16 protein-coding genes are annotated in these 21,308 nt (G+C 41.9%); 11 read left to right on the forward strand and 5 right to left on the reverse strand.

Features of this window, described 5'->3' with window-relative positions; all coding sequences use genetic code 11:
* Positions 1 to 5 precede the first annotated feature (5 nt).
* Both FAZ15_RS13140 and FAZ15_RS13145 read left to right on the forward strand, forming a co-directional pair.
* Entirely contained in the window at positions 6 to 842 is an 837-nt protein-coding gene (locus FAZ15_RS13140; RefSeq protein WP_136901778.1) for a TPR domain-containing protein, read from the forward strand.
* 301 nt (positions 843 to 1,143) lie between these two features.
* Complete coding sequence (locus FAZ15_RS13145; RefSeq protein WP_136901779.1) at positions 1,144 to 2,697, forward strand: Rne/Rng family ribonuclease; 1,554 nt, start codon at positions 1,144 to 1,146, stop codon at positions 2,695 to 2,697.
* Between the two features lie 53 nt (positions 2,698 to 2,750).
* On the opposite strand, the gene FAZ15_RS13150 is transcribed toward FAZ15_RS13145, so the two are convergent.
* From FAZ15_RS13150 to uvrA, 3 genes are read right to left on the reverse strand one after another with little or no spacing between them, the layout of a single operon-like run.
* Entirely contained in the window at positions 2,751 to 3,185 is a 435-nt protein-coding gene (locus FAZ15_RS13150) for an RrF2 family transcriptional regulator (protein ID WP_136901780.1), read from the reverse strand.
* A 51-nt stretch (positions 3,186 to 3,236) separates the two neighbouring features.
* Positions 3,237 to 4,880 carry an alkaline phosphatase PafA gene (gene pafA, locus FAZ15_RS13155; protein ID WP_136901781.1) on the reverse strand — a complete coding sequence of 548 codons (1,644 nt, stop codon included), beginning with the start codon at positions 4,878 to 4,880 and terminating at the stop codon, positions 3,237 to 3,239.
* 24 nt (positions 4,881 to 4,904) lie between these two features.
* The gene (uvrA, locus tag FAZ15_RS13160) at positions 4,905 to 7,706 is read right to left on the reverse strand and encodes an excinuclease ABC subunit UvrA (RefSeq protein WP_136901782.1); all 2,802 of its coding nucleotides are present in this window, start codon (positions 7,704 to 7,706) and stop codon (positions 4,905 to 4,907) included.
* 140 nt (positions 7,707 to 7,846) lie between these two features.
* On the opposite strand from uvrA, the gene FAZ15_RS13165 reads away from it, so the two are divergent.
* Positions 7,847 to 8,353, forward strand: a complete 507-nt coding sequence (locus FAZ15_RS13165; RefSeq protein ID WP_136901783.1) for an RNA polymerase sigma factor — start codon at positions 7,847 to 7,849, stop codon at positions 8,351 to 8,353.
* Positions 8,353 to 8,961 carry a hypothetical protein gene (locus tag FAZ15_RS13170; RefSeq protein WP_136901784.1) on the forward strand — a complete coding sequence of 203 codons (609 nt, stop codon included), beginning with the start codon at positions 8,353 to 8,355 and terminating at the stop codon, positions 8,959 to 8,961. Before FAZ15_RS13165 ends, FAZ15_RS13170 begins: the two co-directional genes overlap by 1 nt.
* Here FAZ15_RS13170 and FAZ15_RS13175 read toward each other — a convergent pair.
* Positions 8,958 to 10,109 (reverse strand): dipeptidase, encoded by a 1,152-nt coding sequence (locus FAZ15_RS13175; RefSeq protein WP_136901785.1) that lies wholly within the window; start codon positions 10,107 to 10,109, stop codon positions 8,958 to 8,960. The genes FAZ15_RS13170 and FAZ15_RS13175 overlap by 4 nt on opposite strands.
* The gene (locus FAZ15_RS13180) at positions 10,110 to 11,849 is read right to left on the reverse strand and encodes a serine hydrolase domain-containing protein (protein WP_136901786.1); all 1,740 of its coding nucleotides are present in this window, start codon (positions 11,847 to 11,849) and stop codon (positions 10,110 to 10,112) included.
* A 313-nt stretch (positions 11,850 to 12,162) separates the two neighbouring features.
* On the opposite strand from FAZ15_RS13180, the gene FAZ15_RS13185 reads away from it, so the two are divergent.
* The 7 genes from FAZ15_RS13185 (at position 12,163) to xseB (ending at position 21,301) form a co-directional block, all read left to right on the forward strand.
* Positions 12,163 to 13,140, forward strand: coding sequence for a hypothetical protein (locus FAZ15_RS13185; RefSeq protein WP_136901787.1), 978 nt, complete (start codon positions 12,163 to 12,165; stop codon positions 13,138 to 13,140).
* Between the two features lie 57 nt (positions 13,141 to 13,197).
* The gene (locus FAZ15_RS13190; RefSeq protein WP_136901788.1) at positions 13,198 to 14,499 is read left to right on the forward strand and encodes a hypothetical protein; all 1,302 of its coding nucleotides are present in this window, start codon (positions 13,198 to 13,200) and stop codon (positions 14,497 to 14,499) included.
* A gap of 256 nt (positions 14,500 to 14,755) precedes the next feature.
* Positions 14,756 to 15,499, forward strand: a complete 744-nt coding sequence (locus FAZ15_RS13195) for a hypothetical protein (RefSeq protein WP_136901789.1) — start codon at positions 14,756 to 14,758, stop codon at positions 15,497 to 15,499.
* Between the two features lie 10 nt (positions 15,500 to 15,509).
* Positions 15,510 to 18,179: a DUF11 domain-containing protein gene (locus tag FAZ15_RS13200; protein WP_136901790.1), complete on the forward strand. Its 2,670-nt coding sequence runs from the start codon at positions 15,510 to 15,512 to the stop codon at positions 18,177 to 18,179.
* Between the two features lie 6 nt (positions 18,180 to 18,185).
* Positions 18,186 to 19,727, forward strand: a complete 1,542-nt coding sequence (locus FAZ15_RS13205; protein WP_136901791.1) for a T9SS type B sorting domain-containing protein — start codon at positions 18,186 to 18,188, stop codon at positions 19,725 to 19,727.
* Positions 19,728 to 19,803: 76 nt separating this feature from the next.
* On the forward strand, positions 19,804 to 21,075 hold the full coding sequence (xseA, locus tag FAZ15_RS13210) for an exodeoxyribonuclease VII large subunit (RefSeq protein WP_136901792.1): 1,272 nt from the start codon (positions 19,804 to 19,806) through the stop codon (positions 21,073 to 21,075).
* The gene (xseB, locus tag FAZ15_RS13215) at positions 21,065 to 21,301 is read left to right on the forward strand and encodes an exodeoxyribonuclease VII small subunit (protein WP_136901793.1); all 237 of its coding nucleotides are present in this window, start codon (positions 21,065 to 21,067) and stop codon (positions 21,299 to 21,301) included. Before xseA ends, xseB begins: the two co-directional genes overlap by 11 nt.
* Positions 21,302 to 21,308: the final 7 nt, after the last annotated feature.

Genomic DNA, 21,308 nt, shown 5'->3' on the forward strand with positions numbered 1-21,308 from the left:
GTCCCATGCTTAATACCAAACAAATAGTAGTCATTGTGTTTATAGTCGTCTTAATGGGCGTTCTATTGGCACGTCCTATTAAAGGTTTGGTTGATGGGGAGAAGGACACAGCAGCTGCCTCTTCGAATTCTGCCGAATCTATGTATAATTTGAAAAATGTTTCGGATATTGCGAAACAAAGTATCAATACATCACTCGCTCAGGATATTGCCAAGATAGAAGCTAAAGTGGAAGGTGCTGAAGGAGAGGCGAAAGTTGCGTTGTTGCAAGAATTGGCAAATAAGTGGGATGACTTGGCAAAAGCGGCACCTCAAGGGTTTATCTACGCCGAAATGGCCAAGATTACACCCAAGTTCGACTATTGGTTGAAAGCTGGAGATGCTTACCGTGCGGCGTATACCAATTTGCAGGATACAACAATGGCATCAGCTTTAAATCAGCTAGCCATTCAATCGTATGAAGAAGCGTTGGAATTAGACGCGAACAATTTATCTGCAAAAACCGGCCTTGGAGCTGCCTTGGTAACAGGGTCTAATAATCCTATGGCAGGTATTGCATTGCTACAAGAAGTAGTAAAAACGGAACCAAAAAATATCGAAGCGAATAGAACGTTGGGGTTGTTTTCACTACAATCACAACAATATGACAAGGCTATCGAACGCTTCAAGACGGTTGTAGAAATGAAGCCCGATGCAGAGTCGTACTTCTACTTAGCGACAGGATATGAAAAAATTGGGTTGAGGACGGAGGCAATTGCTGCTTTTCAAAAAAGTAAGGAAATGGCTGCAGATCCAACTCTCTCTCAATACATCGATCGTCAGATCGAAGCATTGAGTAAGTAATTAACAGATTTTATTTACATCATTTTTAAAAACATTAAAGCTATGCCAAGCGGAAAAAAAAGAAAAAGACACAAAATGGCTACTCACAAACGTAAAAAACGTTTAAGAAAAAATAGACACAAGAAAAAATAACTTCTTGTAGCTAATAGTCAAATGAGGTATTTATTACTTCAAGACATAGTACAATCTATGACAAAACAGCTTGTTTTAGCATAGATTGTATTTTTCATTAAGCGAGTTTTATGTTTCATAAGGGATTAGAATAGTGCGCGAGGTGCTATTTCCCATAATTTAGTAGCTGTTGGTAAAGGAATTAATTATCGATTCAACTCCTGAAAAAGGAGTGACTATTGCTTTACTACAGGACAAGCAACTTGTTGAACTCAATCGTGAGCAAGCTGGGAGTAATTTTGCTGTTGGAGATATTTATCTCGGCCGTATCAAAAAAATTATGCCTGGTCTGAATGCAGCATTCGTAGATGTAGGTTACGAAAAAGATGCATTCTTGCACTATTTGGATTTAGGTCCTCAAGTACAATCGTTGCTTAAACTGACTCGAATAGTAAAGAATGGCAGTTATCAAGAGAAACTGCTCAATAGTTTGAAGCTTGAAAAGGATATCGATAAGGCAGGAAAGATTTCGGATATTTTATCCCGAAATATGATTTTACCGGTACAGATAGCCAAAGAACCTATATCTACAAAAGGCCCGCGCTTAAGCTCGGACTTGTCCATTGCAGGACGTTTTGTAGTATTGGTCCCGTTTTCAAGTTCGGTTTCTATTTCAAAAAAAATCAAAGGCAGCGCTGAACGGAGTAGATTGAAGAAAATTGTAGAAAGTATTAAGCCTGCAAATTTTGGCGTCATCATACGCACAGTGTCAGAAGGTAAAGGAGTTGATGAACTTCAAAAAGATCTTCTGGATTTGATTTCTAAATGGGAACTGTTTACCAAACGCCTTAAAACTGTAGAACCGCCGCAAAAAATATTGGGTGAAATGGATAGAGCTTCTACCATTGTACGCGATCTTTTAACGGATGAGTTTACACATATATATGTTAACGATCCTGTTATTTACGAGGAAACGAAATCATACATACAGGAAATTTCACCAGAACTGGAGAAGATAGTCAAGCTTTATAAACATAAAGAGCCTATTTTTGATCATTTTGGTGTTGAAAAGCAGATTAAGGCGTCTTTCGGCAAGACGGTTAATTTACAAGGTGGTGCATATTTGGTTATTGAACATACCGAAGCCCTGCACGTCATCGATGTAAATAGTGGTAACCGCATTGCGAATAAAGAAAATCAGGAAGATAATGCACTTTTAGTAAACAAGGAGGCTGCAAAAGAGATCGCACGACAGTTGCGATTACGTGATATGGGAGGTATAGTCGTTATCGACTTTATCGACATGCACAAAGCGCCAAATCGGAAAGAGTTGTATACCTTCCTTAGGGAATGCATGAACGAGGACAGAGCTCGTCATACCATTCTTCCTCCAAGTAAATTTGGTCTCGTACAGATTACACGTCAGCGAGTACGACCCGAAATGAGCATCGTGACAAGCGAAAAATGTCCGGCTTGTGATGGTACAGGAGAAATAAGATCAAGCATTGTGTTGCTTGATGATATAGAAAATAATTTGAGTTTTATTCTTGAAGAACAAAACGAAAAAGGTATTACATTATGTGTACATCCTTATATCGACGCCTACATTAAGTCAGGTTTTATCTCAAGAAGAATCAAGTGGTTTTTTAAATATGGCAAATGGATAAAGGTAAAATCTATACAGTCGTATTACCTAACAGAATTTCGTTTCTTCAATTCGAAAGAAGAGGAAATCAAATTATAATAAAGAAATTAAAAAAGGGGATTCAAATTTGAATCCCCTTTTTTAATTTCTCTTTAATCGAGATTAAGTTCTTTTTCCTTATTGATTAGACTAGCAATGCTGGTGTCATTCAATATCTGAAGCATTGCATTCCGCACTTCTAAAAAAGTATCCCTGATGCCACACGCATGCTCTTCGACACATTCTTCGCAAGAGCGATAGAAGTTGAGACTAACGCATGGGAGCAATGCGATCGGCCCATCGATCAAACGCATCACTTGCGACAGGAAGATGTCTTCAGGAGCTTTATTTAAGCTGTATCCCCCTCCAGCGCCTTTCTTGGAATACAAAATTCCCGCGTTCCTCATTTCCAAGAGAATCTGTTCTAGGAACTTTTTTGGAATACGTTCTTCTTCTGCAATTTTTATAATCTGTATTGGCTCCTGACCGTAGTTTCTACCCAGTACCATCAGCGCCTTTATCGCATATTTTGTTTTCTTAGAAAGCATAGTAATTCCTCTTAACTTTCAAAAATACATAATTTAAAGCGCTAAAAAAAATTATTGACCGAGCACCTCCGTAATAGGTTTCCCGATATTTCCGTTTGGCTCCATTACACGCAATAAAGCAGATAGCGTAGGCGCTATATCGACAATATGCACCTCTCTATTGCTAACACCCGGCTTAATCCCCCATCCCATAAATACCAACGGGATGTGCGAATCATATGGCGACCATACGCCATGTGTGGTGCCCGTGCCTCTAGGTGTCCCCGAATACCATTGTGGCTCCGTGATTAGCTGAATTGCACCACTTCTTTTCCGATTGTATCCGTTGATAATTTTCTCCCGGAGTGGAGCAGGAATGAACATATTTTCACCGCCTTCCATGTCAATCACGTAAGCTATTCCATCCACTTTATTCAGGTTTTTGAAAATAACTTGCTTCACCGCATTGGCATCCAATTTTAACGAATCGATGAGCGCATAATTAAGATTCACCTGGTAGTTTAGCAAACTATTTACCACCTTGTCAGCTCCAAATTCTGCTTTCAACTCCGCATTAAGATCGCGTAGGATCTGACGGGTAAATAAGTATCCTCCGTTGCCTTTTTGATCCGTATAATATAAGGGATTATAAGAAGCGGCATGATCAGCAGTAAGGAAAAACGTATAATTACCCTCACCCACTGTGTTATCTAAATAAGCCAAGAAATCGGCTATATCCTGATCCAACCGCAGGTACGTATCTTCAATTTCTACTGCCGAAAGCGAGTAACGGTGGCCCACATAATCTGTTGCGGAAAGACTGACACACAAAAAATCTGTATTTTGACTTGGATTATGTCCTAGTTTTTCATTTTCAATAGCCTTTTTTGCAAAGTCTAACGTAAATGTATTGCCTTGAGGTGTTGTTTTTATCAGCTCTAATCCGGCATCTTTCATGAGCTCGGAAGTTTTGCGCGGAAAGCCGGATGTAGTTTCACCAGCCCATTTCCCTTCATAGATATTATCGTCTTCTATGCTGTTTGTTTGGTAAGTTTCAATCGGATAGAGTGTGTTCCAATCCTGTTTTAGGTACTTTTCAGCCAGCTTTTGTTTGTTAAAGCCATTTACCCAATGGGGCAATTCTTCCATGTAGAATGTGCTCGAAATCCAATCTCCAGACTTACTTTCAAACCAGTAAGCCGCATCGGCAAAATGACCTGCCGGTAATATACCACCTCTGTCTTTTATCGAGATACCGATCACCTTTGATTTAAAATTAGTCGCCAGTTTTAACTGATCCGTGATGGTAGAGGCCAATAGATTTCGAGGAGACTGTTGTCCTTCTTTTTCCGTCGTGCCGACGCCATTTACATTGTCATCCTGCGTACAATACATTTGTTGACCAGTAGCTTGTATAATCCAGTCGTTACCCGAAATACCGTGTATAGAGGGAACAGATCCGGTATATACCGAACTATGACCGATGGCGGTATAGGTAGGGATATAGTTGATAATTGTATTCTCACATGAAAAACCATCCTTCAATATTCTCTTGAAACCTTTATCTCCGTACCGGTCTGCGAAGCGATAGAGGTAATCCCAGCGCATCTGGTCTACCATCAGTCCAACGACAAGTTTAGGACGGTCTACCTGTGCTCTTGAAATCGAATAGAGGCTTAAAAATAGTGATAGTAGTAGAAAAGAAAGCTTCTTCATATGTATATATTATAGGATGCCAAGTTAGGACTTTAGATGGGGTATAAGAAATTGCCCCGTAAAAGATTCTTTACAATCCGCTAATTTTTCCGGCGTTCCTACGTAGACTAGATCTCCTCCTTTGTCACCTCCTTCAGGGCCAATATCGATCACCCAATCTGCGGATTTGATCATATCCATGTTATGTTCGATAACCAATATACTATTACCCAAAGCAATTAATTGATCGAAAGATTTTAAAAGTTTTTCGATATCGTGGAAATGCAAACCAGTGGTCGGTTCGTCAAAGATAAACAACGTTTTCTTTTGATTGTTTCCCTTAATGAGGAAGGATGCTAGCTTAATCCGTTGTGCTTCACCTCCCGAAAGGGTACTCGATGACTGGCCGAGCTTGACATAGCCCAGTCCCACATTTTGTAACGGCTGTAATTTGCCCAAAATCTTTGGTTGATCGCCGAAAAAGGAAAGCGCCTCATCAATGCTTAAGTCAAGGATATCCGCAACCGATTTCTCTTTATATTGCACATCCAGCACATGTTGTTTGAAACGTTTTCCATCGCAGGCCTCACAGGGCAATACAATGTCTGCCATGAATTGCATTTCGATTTTTACTTCACCATCTCCTTGGCATACATCACAACGGCCACCTTCTACATTGAACGAGAAGGCCGAAGGTTTTAACCCATTAGCTTTGGCAGCAGGAAGATTGGAATATAAGGCACGAATCTCATCCCAGGCTTTTACATACGTCACCGGGTTAGAGCGGGAGGATCGTCCAATTGGGTTTTGATCCACCATTTCTACCTGCTCTATTTGTTCGAAGTCGCCCTCGAGTGCGTCAAAAATACCGGTTTGTTCGCCGGAGTAATTTCCAATTGCCTTTTGCAATGCAGGGAAGAGGATCCGTTTTACGAGAGAAGTCTTACCCGAACCCGAAACGCCCGTCACAACGGTAAATACATTTAGTGGAAAATCCACGTCTATACCTTTTAAGTTGTTCTCACGTGCACCTTTGATCCGAACCGTGTCCGTCCATTTACGGCGACTTTTAGGGACAGGAATCTGTAATTCGCCGCTTAAATATTTACCCGTAAGAGAATGTTTATCTTTTAATATTTGGTCGTAATCTCCAGCAAATACCAGCTCGCCGCCATTGATTCCCGCTTCCGGGCCAATATCGATCAGGTAATCCGCAGCTTCCATCATTTCTTGTTCATGTTCTACTACAATGACGGTATTACCCACATCGCGAAGCGACTTCAATACACCGATCAGTTTCTGTGTATCACGTGGATGAAGGCCGATACTGGGTTCATCCAGTACATATATCGAACCCACCAAAGAGCTTCCCAACGAGGTGGCCAGATTAATACGCTGAGATTCCCCGCCAGATAAGGTATTACTCAGTCTGTTCAATGTCAGATAACTCAATCCAACATCACATAAAAATTGTATTCTGTTCAATATTTCTGCGAGCAGTCTTTTCGCAATGATTTGTTCATTGTCCGTAAGGCTGAGGCTTTGAAAAAAAGCAAGTGCTTTATCGATTGGCATCAGGACCACATCGATTATCGATTTGTCGTTCACTTTCACAAAAGAAGCATCCTTGCGTAGACGGCTGCCTTTACATTCCGGGCAATCTGTTTTTCCACGGTATCGAGAGAGCATTACACGATACTGTATTTTATACGTCTGTTCCTCAAGTTCTTTAAAAAAGGAGTCCAATCCATTAAAATACCGGTTTCCTGTCCATAACAGATTTTGTTGGTCTGGCGTGAGGTCGCCATAGGACCGATGAATGGGAAAGTCAAATTTGAGCGCTGTACGGACTAATTTGTCTAACCAGGTGCTCATTTTCTCACCTCTCCAGGGAGCAATAGCACCGTCGTATACCGATTTGCTTTTGTCCGGTACAACTAAGTCGGGGTCTATTCCGATAATTTTACCGTACCCCTCACACCTCCGACAAGCGCCAAATGGATTGTTAAAGCTGAAGAAGTTGGCCGTAGGAATTTCGAAAGTCATCCCATCCAGCTCAAATTTATCAGAGAATGAAAGTCGCTCATCATCAATTTCAATAGCACAGGTGCCCTTTCCCTCGAAGAATGCTGTCTGTACAGAATCCGCTATGCGGTGTATGGTATCCTCCTCCTTATCCAGTCTGATGCGGTCTATTACGATCTCTACTTCGCCCTCTTTGACCTGTTTATTTGGCACATCCTTATCTTCGAGCAACGACTCAATCTTGTGCATATTCCCGTTGAAAATCACACGCACAAACCCCTTCTGAAGTAACAGCGACAGTTCTTCTTTAAGTTTTCGTTCATTTAATGGGATCAGCGGACTCAAAATCGTAAGCGTGCTATCGATTGGATAAGCTATAAGTGTGTCTACGATAGAAGAAACCGTATCCTTCGTTACCTCTTTCCCAGAAATAGGAGAGATGGTTTTACCTATCCGCGCAAACAGCAATTTTAAATAATCGTATATTTCTGTTGAAGTTCCTACGGTAGAACGTGGATTGCTAGTAATGACTTTCTGTTCTATAGCAATGGCCGGAGCAATACCTTTGATGTAATCTACCTCCGGTTTATTCATACGACCCATGAATTGGCGCGCATAAGAAGAAAGACTTTCGACATAGCGACGTTGGCCTTCGGCATATAATGTGTCAAAAGCCAACGATGATTTTCCGGAGCCAGACATCCCGGTGATGACGACGAGTTTATTTTTAGGAATATCTACATCAATATTTTTTAGATTATTGACGCGAGCCCCTTTTATTTGAATATATGATCGTGGGTTGTTTTCTGCTTTTTTTTGCATAGCCTACAAAGCTAGATAAATTGTACCTCATATGCAATTTACGGGATCGGTATATCTTGCGATTACGTATTACGTAAATTATTGCAATACATACCATTTCGGTGTAACAATATCTTCTTACCTTCGACACATAGTATATTATGTATTCCAATCTCGAAGCAGAATTTATCAATCAACTGGAGGAGCATCAAAACATCCTTCATAAAATCTGTAAATTATATACAGGTGATATGGATTCGCATAAAGATTTGTTTCAAGAGATGACGATACAATTATGGAAGTCCTATCCTTCGTTTCGAGGTGATTCCAAGTTTACAACCTGGGCTTATCGGGTTGCCTTAAATACAGCCATTTCTCTTTACCGAAATAAAAAGCGTAACGTCCCGACTGTACAATGGGATAATTCGCTTCACAATATTCGCTACGAAGAGTACGATACCAGGCAAGAAGAACAATTACGGTCGTTGTATCTGGCAGTGCACGAGCTTAACGATATAGAGAAGGCTTTAGTATATATGTATCTGGAGGATAAAGACTATGCGGAGATTTCCGAAACATTAGGAATCAGTGAGGTCAATGCCCGGGTGAAGATGAACCGCATTAAAACAAAATTGAAAAACATGTTAAGTATTAAAGGAGGTGCATAATGGATGAATTGGATGTATTAAAACAGCACTGGAATAAAGACCATAATTTCCCAAAGATCAATCGGGAGGAGATCAGAGAAATGCTTCACAAGAGTTCTTCTTCTATTGTAAAATGGATTTTTGCAATCAGTTGTATGGAATTCCTGGCCGGAATCCTACTCAATTATCTCTCCCGGAAATATTGGCAGGCGAGCCCAGATACCCTATGGGAAGATATTGTATATGTGTTTTATTACGTTGTTTTGTTCACTTTCATCATACTTTTCTTTAAAAAGTATAAAAATATTAAAGCCGAAAAGAACACAAAAAGATTAACAGAAGACATTATAGCAACCCGAAAATTAGTACAACTGTATATCTATGTCAATCTTATTGTTATTACGGTTGAGTTTATACACGGTATATGGGATGGCTGGCATAACATCGCAGATGCCATGGTACGTAACGGTGCACCAACTTGGATTGAATATAGTTTATTTATTGGCATTATGCTCGTTTTGGCTGCAATCCTTTTCTCGCTCATCGCATTGTTTTATTATGTCCTGTATATACGTCTTACCAAGAAACTCTATAAAAATTACAAAGAACTCATTCAGCTGGATCACTAATTTTCATTCTCTTTCCATATCCTCAAGAAGTTAAGCCCCATGATCTTCGCGATATCCTCTTGAGAGTAACCGCGTTCGAGCAATGCCTTCGTGAGGTTTGGAAACTTGGAAACATCTTCCAGTCCTTGAGGTGGAGATTCTATTCCGTCAAAATCAGAACCAATCGCGACGTTGTCTATACCCATCTTACGAACCAAATAATCGATATGGTCTAACAAGGTAGGCAAAGGCGCGTTGGCTTTATGCTTTAAATCAGGCGGTAGTTTCCCATATTGGCGTGTTACCGAAAGGGAATAATCTCCTCTTTCGCCAAAATGTGTTCGATACAATTTTTGTACCCGATCTTCATAAGTAGCATCCAAAAAACCAGAATAGAAGTTGACCCCTACCACTCCGCCGTTTTGCTTTAAAGCTGCAAGTTGCTTATCGTCCAAATTCCGAGAATGCGGTGTAATGGCCGCCGCATTGCTATGTGATACCAGTACGGGTTTAGTCGAAATGCGCATGACATCATAAAACGTCTTTTCACCGGCATGCGATAAGTCGATCATCATACCGAGTTCATTCATTCTACGGATGATACGTTTCCCATGTTCCGAAAGTCCCTTTCCTTTGTCCGATTTTGTTAACACTTCTACCGCTGCAGCAGTAGCCCAAGGTAGATTATAATTCCAAGTGAGGGTAAGGTAGCGGGCGCCCCGCTCATACAATTTTTCCAAATTAGCGATACTCCCCTCAATCATATTTCCACCCTCTATACCAATTACAGCGGCAATCTTACCTTCGCTGAGAATACGGTTAATATCTCCTGTATGTTTTGCTAAGACAATTTGATTCGGATTTTTATCCAATACCTTTTCTAAAGCATCTAATTGATCATTAGCATGCTTAAAAGCACCGGTCTGCCACTTTTTGTCATCCGACCAAACTGCGAAAACCTGTACATCAACACCCCCTTCTATCAATCGTGGAATGTCAGTATGTCCCGTTGTAAGACGACTGCTAATATCGTGACCCGGCAATATAGATTCTATAATTACATCATTATGCCCGTCGACCACGATTAAATCACGATGTACAGTTTTAAAATCCTGCGCCTGCAAGCTATAGCTCGTGAGTAATAACCCCATATAAAACCACTTCTTCATTTATTTAGCTTCGTTAATTGTTTCATAAATAACATCTTGAATGCGGCTGCGGATGTTTAGTTCATATAGTTTCCCCGTCACCTGCGGATGTACCCGATTGGAAAGAAATATATACACCAATTGATGTTTTGGATCGATCCAGATGCAAGTTCCGGTATAACCGGTATGGCCGTATACCGAACTGTTCGCGAATTTAGAAGGATATTCCTTTTTAAGATCCGGATCTGCCCTGTCAAAGCCCAATCCCCTACGACTAGATTGCGATTGATTAGAGGTAAATAGATCTACCGTTTCGGGTTTGAAATAACGAACCCCGCCATATTCTCCCCGATTTAACAACAACTGACCATATATCGCCAGATCATTGGCCGTGGCAAACAACCCTGCATGACCAGCTACACCTCCCGCCATGGCAGCTCCTTCATCATGGACATAGCCCTGCAACAACACTTTACGAAAAGCCGTATCATGCTGGGTGGGGACGATGCGTGATCTGTCAAAGCGGGTTCGTGGCGTATAGCCGGCAGTTTTCATCCCGATTGGTTTATATAAGAAATCCTGTACAAATTCTTCCATCGGGGTACTCGTTTCGTGTTCTGCAATTTCTTTCATCACATACATGCTGATATCCGAATACACATAATTTCCAGTGGGCTTCACGGCTGAATTAAGCATCTCAGGCCACATCACATTCTGGTAATAATTATTTTTCAGGAAGGCATTATCCGCTACTTTAACCTGATGTTCAGCATCTTCATGCGATTGCAGGTCGCCCGGTTTTAAATTACGGTAGAAAGGGATAAAAGGCGTGAAGCCTGCTTCATGCAGCAGTACCGAACGTGTCGTGATATCTGCTTTGTTCGTCGTTTTGGCCTGGCCTAGATAATGCCCGATTGTGCTGTCCAGATGAATAATGCCCTGTTCCTGCAGTGTCATAATGACGGGCGTAGTGCCCGCAATTTTACTTATAGATGCCAAGTCAAAAATGTCGTCAACAGCAGTTACCTGTTTACTTTCATAAGTATGTGAGCCATAGGCTTTCTCAAAAATAACCTGTCCACTTTTTAGGGCCATTACAACCAGTCCCGGAGCAGCATGCTTGCTAATCGCTTCTTTTGCTATGGCATCTATTCTGGTTGTCATCTTCGAAATATTTAATCCTGAACTTTCCCCCGCTGTATATTGAATGCGTGTTTGTTCTGTTTTCAATTTCCCTTCCGTGAGTGCCAAACCACCAAAAATGGACAGCGCCGCATTTCGCTGAGATATAGCATCGAAACTCGGAGACACAAGTTTGGTAAATCCCGATTGCGAGTTAGCAGCAGCCCATGGACTCTCAAGCGAACCCGATTCGCTAAACAGGCATAAGATCACATGCTTTCTATTTACGACAGACTGTTGTAAGAGTGCCGCGAGATCACTCCTTAGCTCCCTTTCCGTGGCGGCTACAATGATCATATTAAAGTATTTGGTGTTTTCTTCGTACATGTTAAAGTCGAAAACACCTACCTCGGCATATTTTTGGAGTTGCTCGGTAAACGTATTGTACTTGCCCTTTACGGGTGTTACCACGGCTATTTTTAGCTTGTCTAAACGCTGCAGGGGAATAATATTTCCTTTATTCTGTACCAGAATAGTTTTATTTACGATTGTTTGTTTGTATTGCGCCGACAGGTGTAAAGTACTTACGAAAATACCGACCACTGTGAAGAGCAAAAATAAAGGCGTTGTTGTTTTCATAATTTCGTTTCTTGAAGTAAAGTTAATAATAAAACGCATAAAACCGCACAAGTGTGAACGGATTATAATACAATCCGAGAAGAATAAAAAAACCACCCTTTCGGGTGGGGTTTAGAGTAGATCCATATAGTATCTTTGCCGAACAAGTATTTGAAAAAGATGCAATTAGCTTGTTGTGTATGATGTTTTTAAGTTTTGTAGCGGAAAGGCTGCAGAATTAAATATTGTGAAACTACGGAGTATTATATGCTATATGAGCGGATACATTTGCCGTGCCTTTATTACCTATTATCAGGAATAAAGAAATTATTTTATGAAGTTATTAACCCTGTATATTGCTTTAGTGCTTACTGTATTTGCGAACATTGCTCGTGGCCAACAAAAACTTTCGGACGGAAGTGATGGAGGTGCTATTGCAGCAAATGTCGATGCTATTTTAGAATTAGCAAGCAAAAATAAAGGATTGCTTCATGCCCGCGTATCGCTGGTTTCTTCGACGAATCCCGCGCCACTTTCAGCACACATCGCCGGTATGATGGTGTACAATACCGAGCAGCATAATGATGTCGTTGCAGGGATATACTACAACAATGGCTCCCGGTGGGTCTTAGCCTCCAGCGGCACAGCCAGTAACATTACGTACGATCCAGCTACCTATCAGCTTACGTTTATCAATTCCGACGGTACTCCGACTACTATTGATTTTAAGCAACTGGTCCAGGTTGGCGGCACGGAAACAGAGACCACCCTTACCCGCAACAATAATGGTACTTACACCTATAAAAATGAGAAAGGTACAGCATTTCATATCGACCCAAGCATGGTACATGTTACAGTGTCAAACGGTGTGTACACTTTTCGGGATGCCGACGGCAATCCGTTGACCATGATAGATGTCAATGCTGGCAACCTTGGTTATAACAACGCCGGTTCTGGAATTAATGCCAACAGCGTGCAGGAAGCGATTGATGAAATATTCAACAGAATATCCACCGCCGAAAGCACCAATATCGTAGAAACCGGTGTCGATTATACCGCAGCCTTCAAAGATGCTGTTATATTGGGCGATGCAAGCGCCGGGGATATCACCATCATACTACCAGAAGCCAACATTCGTAATAAAGGAAAAAAATACACCATCAAGAAAGAAGACAACAATGAAGATGGCTATGTCAACGTCGTCGGCAATATCATTGGCGTATCCAGCGATGGCCTTTATACAGCACTACCATTTTCCGGATGGGATCTTGTTTCGGACGGAACAAGATGGCGAATCGTTAATAAATTTTAATCGTATATATCAAAAGAATCAACTTAATCAATCATCTAAAGAATAATTAAAATGAAAATGAAAAATTTAATATTAGCCGCTGTATTTTTAGCTACAGCATGGGTCGGCCAAGCCGTTTACGCCCAACAGGGTTTCGGAACAAATACGCCTGACAAGTCGGCAGCAGTGGATATTGTATCCACAAAACGTGGTCTTTTGGTACCGCGCATAGCGTTGGAAGCTTTAAACAGTGCTGCGCCGGTAACGGCTCCGGCAAACTCGTTGTTCGTATACAATACGGCTACAACTAATACCGGAACAAATGATGTGACACCGGGTTACTACTACTGGGAAGCAGCTGGTGCTAAATGGGTACGTTTTATTTCGTCTGAGGATGTAAAGACTACCAAAGTCGCTGCAGGAGAAAATGTACAAGTCGAGGAAGAGACTGTAGGAAATGAAACCACATATACAGTAGGCGTCAAAGCAGGTGACACAGATGGGCTTGTTTTAGTGACAGCGATGGGCGACCACGACAATGACCCTGCTACAGCTGATCAATTAATGTCAAAATGGGTTAATCCTTCAGAATTTGTCAATGACGCTATTGAGGGAGTTAATGGTATCACGACAACATTAAACACAACAACCAACAAGGTTGAAATAGGATTGGGCGGAGAATTAGACGCAGCTTTAACAACGATTACAACTGTTAGTGGAAGTACTGATCCTGCAAATGATCGTAAGCTTGCTATAGATGGCTTAGAAGATGTTACTGCAGGTTTTCAAGCTGATGCCGACGGTTTTGTTATGGTGCTGACTACAGGGGGTGTTTTACAAAAAACCAAATTAAGTTCTTTGGTAAAAGCCGACAACGGTTTGACCATCAATGATGGAAGTACCAATGCTGCCGATGCAGGAAAAGTGCAATTAGGCGGAGCATTGAATCAAGTTACAACCATTACAGCGGATGCAACGAACACATTAGCAATCGATGGTCTACAAAATGCAACTGCTGCTAATAGCATTGTTGTCACTGAAGCAGGCGGTGTATTACGTAGTGTTAAAAGGTCACTCTCTGCCGCAATCGGTGCTTCATCGACAATAGGCACTTCGCTTCCTACGGATTACAGCCCGTATGTGCAGGAGGTGAATATTGCGGTTACACTTGCTGCTTCAGATATAGATCTTACGCTTCCAGACGCCACTGTTGCAGAAGGACAGGTGATAAATGTAAAAATCACAAATACAGATGATAGCCATAGTGGCTACCTTAACATTATCAGCGCTGCTGGTACGTTAACCTATGGTGCATTACCTTTTCAGGGCTGGGTATTAAAGTCTAATGGTACAGGCTGGCTTGTTGTAGGGCGTAACTAAGGCGGAAACGTTCTTTTGTCATGTCGAGGTTACGAGAGTCACGAAGAGATCATTGAAGATACATCATCTGTTATTCTCCACAATTACGTCACCCTGAGCGAAACGAAGTGGAGTTGAATGGGTCTAGCATCATGGTGTGGCGTGTGGGAATGTGGAGCTGAGACAACATTTGGGACTAAAGATACGACAGGTGTACGGTTCCATTAGAAAGACAAAACGGGTACTATTATTTTTTTAGCAGAGACAGCATTTAAATATGAAGAGGCATTTTTTTGGTTTAATCACTGGTATATTTATGATCGTCGGGGTTCCCGTATACGGGCAGATCGGTCATGGTACCAGTGATCCCAGTAAAGCCTCCGTTATGGAGATGCTGTCTCCATCTAAAGGGTTACTGACCCCTCGGGTGGCGCTAACTTCGCTAGATAGTTTTGATCCAATCCAAGGTGAATTGGCTACAAATGCGTCTAAAGTCAATTCCTTATTGATATATAATACAGCTACGGCTGGTACAGCCCCCAATAATGTCACCCCCGGTTATTATTACTGGACGACCGCCAATCAACGTTGGAACAGGTTAATCAATGATGCAGATATCACAGCATTGGAATTGAAAGCAGCATTGCCCAAGTTTTTCTATATGCCATCGATTATTATTCCAACGGCAGCAGCACATATACCAACCGAATACAATAGTTCCATGACATTTGATGACGGTACAAAAATTGGTAGCATAAACTTACATGCCTTATACAGTTCACAGTTTAATGGGATTTCTGGATCATCTGTACGAAGCCCAGGTGCCGGTACAGGCACTTTACCCATTATTCCGGCCAATGAACTTAATTATTATATTACTTGGTACGACAATACACTGTTTGACAATGTCCAACTAACCAACGCTGGGACATTGACCTACCATGTGTCGGCATCAACACCAGACGAAGGTTCCTTTATGAATATTGTTTTCGAGGTGAGAGAAACGCCTTCCTCCCCATAAACTGAACGTTATGAAGAAGGAACTGTTCAATAAACTTTTTTTTTTACTACTGCTCATAATGTTTGGTGGAGGAGTAAGAGCGCAGACAGATTTGGTGCGGTGGAATGGTGTTAGTGATGGGTTTAATCCGAATATTTTGGTGTCTAATATTAGTGCATCTAATATTACCAATCATGGAGGAGGCTCTCTAACCAATAATGGACAATGGAATCAACACTTTCAAACAGGTAGTTGGCCTAGTGGATCCCTTAATACATTAAGATATGTTCAGTTTACAATTACTCCCGATGCTAATTACAAAATTGACTTAGATCAATTTAATTTCGAAGTACAGATGGACGGAGGAACCGCTGATTTTGAAGTACGCTATTCAAAAGATTTTTCGCAAGGCTACTCTTCTTTTAGTGGAACTATAAATGCCAATTGGACGGCTAAGTCGGGAAGTTTATCGAGTGTAAATCCGGTTTTACCAGGACAAACATTATTTGTGAGGCTATATGTATATAACACGTGGAACTCACTTAGGATTAGGCATAGCTGGGGTGGTAAAACAGGGCCTACTATTACAGGTGTTGTTAGCCCTGCAGTTACAGGCGAACCGACAGATTTAGGGATAACCAAAACAATAAGCAATCTGACTCCCCATCCCGGGGACAATGTTGTATTTACTATTGAAGTACAAAATCTCGGGCCAAACACAGCTTCGGGTGCATCAGTTTTTGACCAGTTGCCTCCCGGTTTTTCATATATAAGCAGCACGCCCACTGTAGGTTCTTATAATAATGGAACGGGTATATGGACAATAGGAAACTTAGCTAGCAGTACATTTGCTACCCTACAGATTATGGCTCAGATGCAAACTGCGGGGCCTTATACGAATACCGCGACAGTATCCCACTATGGAACAGACCCCGTATATACTAATAATTCTGCCTCTGTTGAACCAACTAATGTTTGTGGCGGATGTACCCACACTATTCCGAATGGAAGCGGAAATATCGCTGTAGGTCCGGGAGATGTATACTGTTTGCATTCCGGGACATTTACCGGGACATTTTCATTAGTCGCAGGCGGTATCATTTGTATTGCCGACGGAGCAACTTTTACACCCTCCGAAGCTCCTCTAGGAGGTGTGTTTAATGGTACTATAATCAATCGGGGTAGCATGATATTCCCCTTGTATAATAGTGCTACTTATACGGCTACGATTGAAAACTACGGTACATTCACATCCGCTACAATTCAGAATTTTGCCGGCACACTTACAAACTACGGCGCTGTATCAGTAACGGGGGGACTTTCTACGCCCAATAGTGGAGGAGGAGAAATAAACAACTATGGTGATATAATGGCTAACGCTATTCACTTTTATGATGCTCTTGTCAACAACTATAATGGAGCTGAATTTAGAGTAACCAACGGCGTTAATGTATATAGCGGCTTCTGGGACAACCGTATAGGAGGAGAAGTCTATTTCAACGGCGGAAATGTAAACTTCACCGGAGATTTGGACAACTCCGGTTATTGGGAATTTGAGCGAATAAGCTCTCTGTCCTCGACGCTCAATAACTACGGAAAGATGAAGGTATATAATGCCGCAAGCAATATCTCGTCCACAACGTATCTGACCAACGATGATTTGCTCGAATTTATTGGTGTTCCTGAAATTCAGTATAACGGGCCTATGCTGACCAATAATGGAACCATTACGTTGACACATAGTACCACAGGTAATTTTAAGATGAATCAAGCGATTAATCAGGTATTCAATAATGGAACGATAAATGTTTCTGGTCAGTTTGAACAAAATGCAGCAGGTTCGTTATTGGTCAATAATTGTACAATAGAATGTAAGACCTTTTTTGTAGGGAATGGTGTGGCTGAGAATAACGGACTAATCTGGGCTAAAGGGACAGGTGATGGTTTTGAAGATGTTAAAATTGCGGGAGAAGCCTCTATACTTAAGAATAGCGCTACGGGGCATATTAGAGGCGCTAACTTTGTGAATTCTGGACATATCAGCGGTTATGGAGTATTTTACTTCACAGGAAATACCAACGCTAATAGTAGCGGCAGTATCATAGGAGATGGCCCCAACTCTATTCTTTTCTTTGACGCCTCGCAAACAGGTAGCAATATATTTGATCAACCCGGAGGTACAGTTACGAACGTAATGCGCCCCGATACCATGGTTCCGATAGATGCCGAACTATACAATTGTACTGCGTCCCCATCCGTGGCAGGTTATCCACCCACGACAAGTCCATTTAACGTAACATTATGCGATCCGTTGGTACAGACCTTTTCGCTGTCTCCACCTAATGTTGCGCCTCACAATCCAGTAGGAGGACAGTCATTTACTGTCTTATATGGTACTGTCAGGTTATTTGAATTTGGCAATACAGCTAATACAACAAACAACTCGACGACATTGACAATCCCCGGAAAAGGAACGTTTACGGCTAATACGACAACTGGCCAGGTTACCTTTACCCCACTTTCAACCTTTACCATCGGAACGGTCCTAGCAGAATATAGAATCTCCAACTCCAGATCTGGAGATCCCATCGTGTACCCTAGCGGACGCGCTAAAATCACCATCACCATCCAAAATTGTACAGGCACTCCTCGCAAAGTAATCTCCAACCCCATGCTACGTAACCGGGCGAAAACAAACTGATAAGTGATGAAAGGAGTACTACTCATAATCGGCTTTATATTTTGGACTTCGTTGTCGAAAGCCCAAGAGGGTGTGGGCAGTTTTGAGTCGGGCAATGGCCAAGAAGTCGTCTCTACCGACAACTATAAGCTGATTTTCTCCGAAAGCATTTATCTTGGTCCAAATGCAGACTGGCATATCGACGGTGAGGTGCATATTTACAGCCGGCAAATATGGATCTCACCCACCGCCAAAATCTCGGGATCCGGCAAGATTTATATCCACAGCCCGGGCGACAACCCTTTTTACGAGAGTTGGACGGATGAGACCACCAAAATCGATGGTAACAACGGTAACTTTATTGACGTCAATATTGTGCTGAACAACCCAAAAGGATTACAGCTTAACAATATTGCAGTTCCCGAATGGGATACCAGCAGTAAAATGGCCTCCGAGAAGGCAGGAGCCTTAAAGCTGTCCAAATCTATTGACCTACGTGTAGATGGTGCCTCCATCTATCTGAATGATTACGACCTCGAAATGGGTGCTGAAGCAGACATTCTGAACCATAGCTTCCGTCGCATGGTGGTAACTGGCAATTCCGTCAAGGGACATCTAGTCAAAAATTTCGGCAAAACAGGAATGTGGCTGTTTCCTGTCGGGAAAGAAGAGGATGATTACACACCGGCACAATTGGTGCCGTCACAGCCCGTTTGCAAAGTATATGTATCAGTAACCGATTACCTGGCATCCGGTATATTCTTTCAAGATGAAACCATTGGTATAGATCGCGTTTGGAATATCTATGGTGACCGGGCGATGAATATGGACTATACCTTGATACATAATATGTCGAGCAATGGTATCATGTATGTGGATGCCAGTGCGCAGATCGTTCAAAATGCTGATGGAGGCAACTGGATCGGCAATGTTACACATTTAGATGGTACAGGGATCCATAAACGGAGGGATATCGCATCCCGAGCCCCTTTTACCCTATCCGGTACGTGGTTTACGAAGTTTACGAATACGCCCCCAGCAGCAATAGACGACGAAGCCCGCGTCGAATTTGGAGACAACGTTACCATTAATGTACTACTCAACGATGCAAAAGGCTCTGCCGCTATCGTCGCCAATAGTTTGCGGGTTACGCTCCCACCGGTCCATGGAACCTACACCGTTGAAAATGGTAGCATTGTCTACAGGCCTTACCCTAATTTTGTTGGGGAAGACGAACTGGAGTATGAGATCACTGATGAGAATGGCCTGACGTCGAAAGCACGGGTAAAAATAACGATCATACCACGCGAACTGAAGATTCCGAATGTCATCACACCAAACGGCGACGGCTATAACGACCGGTTTGTCATTGTTGGCGCAGAAGCGTATGATCGGGTGGAACTATTGATCGTTAACCGTTGGGGGAACGAGGTGTACAGAAATGAAAACTATCGAGATGAATGGTCAGGCTTAGGTATTAATGACGGTACATATTATTACGTTATCTACGGATACAAAAGCGGTGAAGTGCGGCAATTTAAAGGTTACGTGCTGATTAAGCGACAGTAAGGGTCGGGTGATGGAGCCCTCAATGTTTTTTTTGTGAGGTATTCGAAAATTCAACACATTTTAGTTATGTTTGGTTATGCCGGAGGTTATTGACAGCAAAACCATTTTTTCTTTACTAGAAGTAACACGCAGTATTCAGAAAACAATTGCGGACCGCTATAAGAATTTGTATTGGATCAAAGCCGAAATGAATAAATTAAACCATTATTCACACTCCGGACATTGCTATCCTGAGTTGGTTGAAAAGAAAGACGGTAAAATAGTTGCTGAAATACGCTCCATCCTTTGGAAAACCGATTTTCAACGCATCAATCAACAATTTATCAAGCTGCTTAACGAACCATTGCGGGATGGGATTACCATGCTATTTCAAGCTGGCATCTCGTACGATCCCATGTATGGACTAAGCCTTCGAATCGTCGATATTGATCCCACATTTGTATTGGGAGAACTGGAGCGAGAGAAAAAAGAGAGTATCTTAAAGTTGCAGCAAGAGGGCATTTTCGATACCAATAAAAAGCTACCCTTTCCAGCAGTCCCCAAACGTTTAGCCATTATTTCTGTCGAAACGAGTAAAGGCTTATCCGATTTTTACAAAATCATCAATAACAATCCCTGGGGATACCGCTTCGAAACAACCCTATATCCGGCACTTTTACAGGGCGATAAATCAATTCCCTCCATCATCAAACAGCTCAGTCTGTTAGCCGAGCGCACAGATAAGTATGATGCGGTTGCCATTATCCGGGGAGGAGGGGGCGAAGTCGGCCTGTCCAGCTACAACAATTACTTTCTTGCCAAAGCCATTGCGATATTCCCATTACCTGTATTAACAGGTATCGGTCATTCGACAAATGAAACAGTAAGTGAAATGGTCGCGTATAAAAATGCGATAACCCCAAGTGAACTTGCTGATTTTCTAATCCAGAAATTCCACAACTTCGCGATCCCGTTGGATCAATCCCGGGAGAAACTCATTTATTTTTCCAAACAGCAGTTTTCAAGGGAGCGAACTTCAATCGCACAATCGATGCAACAGATTAGTTGGAGCAGTAAAAATAAAATTGCTTCCGAAAAACATGGGATACTCATACTTACACAGCGTTTGCAACTCTTTAGCGACCAATTCTTACGGGAGAAACAGGCGAGTATCGAGCATCTCGGCCGACTCGTTAAATTAGCCGATCCTGCACAATTATTAAAAAGAGGGTTTAGTATCACCCGAACAAATGGAAAAATTGTGACGCATATAAATCAGTTGCGTGTTGGAGATCAAATAGAAACCATTTTTATAGACGGAAAAATTACCGGTACAGTTACACATAAAGAAGAAGATCATGGCCAATAGTTATACCTATACAGAAGCTTTTGAAGAGCTACAAATCATCGTGGCTGAAATTGAAACGGGGAAAGTAAATGTCGACGAGCTTTCTGAAAAAATAAAGCGAGCTTCTCAATTAATTGCCCTTTGCAAAATGAAACTTACCGCGACGGAAGCAGAAGTAGACAAGCTATTAGCAGAACTTACCGAAGAGCTTCCGCAATCGGATTCCGAACCGCCAGAAGAAGAATAGTGTTTAA

Origin of the sequence: Sphingobacterium olei, assembly GCF_005048855.1 — a bacterium.
Taxonomy (GTDB): Bacteria; Bacteroidota; Bacteroidia; order Sphingobacteriales; family Sphingobacteriaceae; genus Sphingobacterium; species Sphingobacterium olei.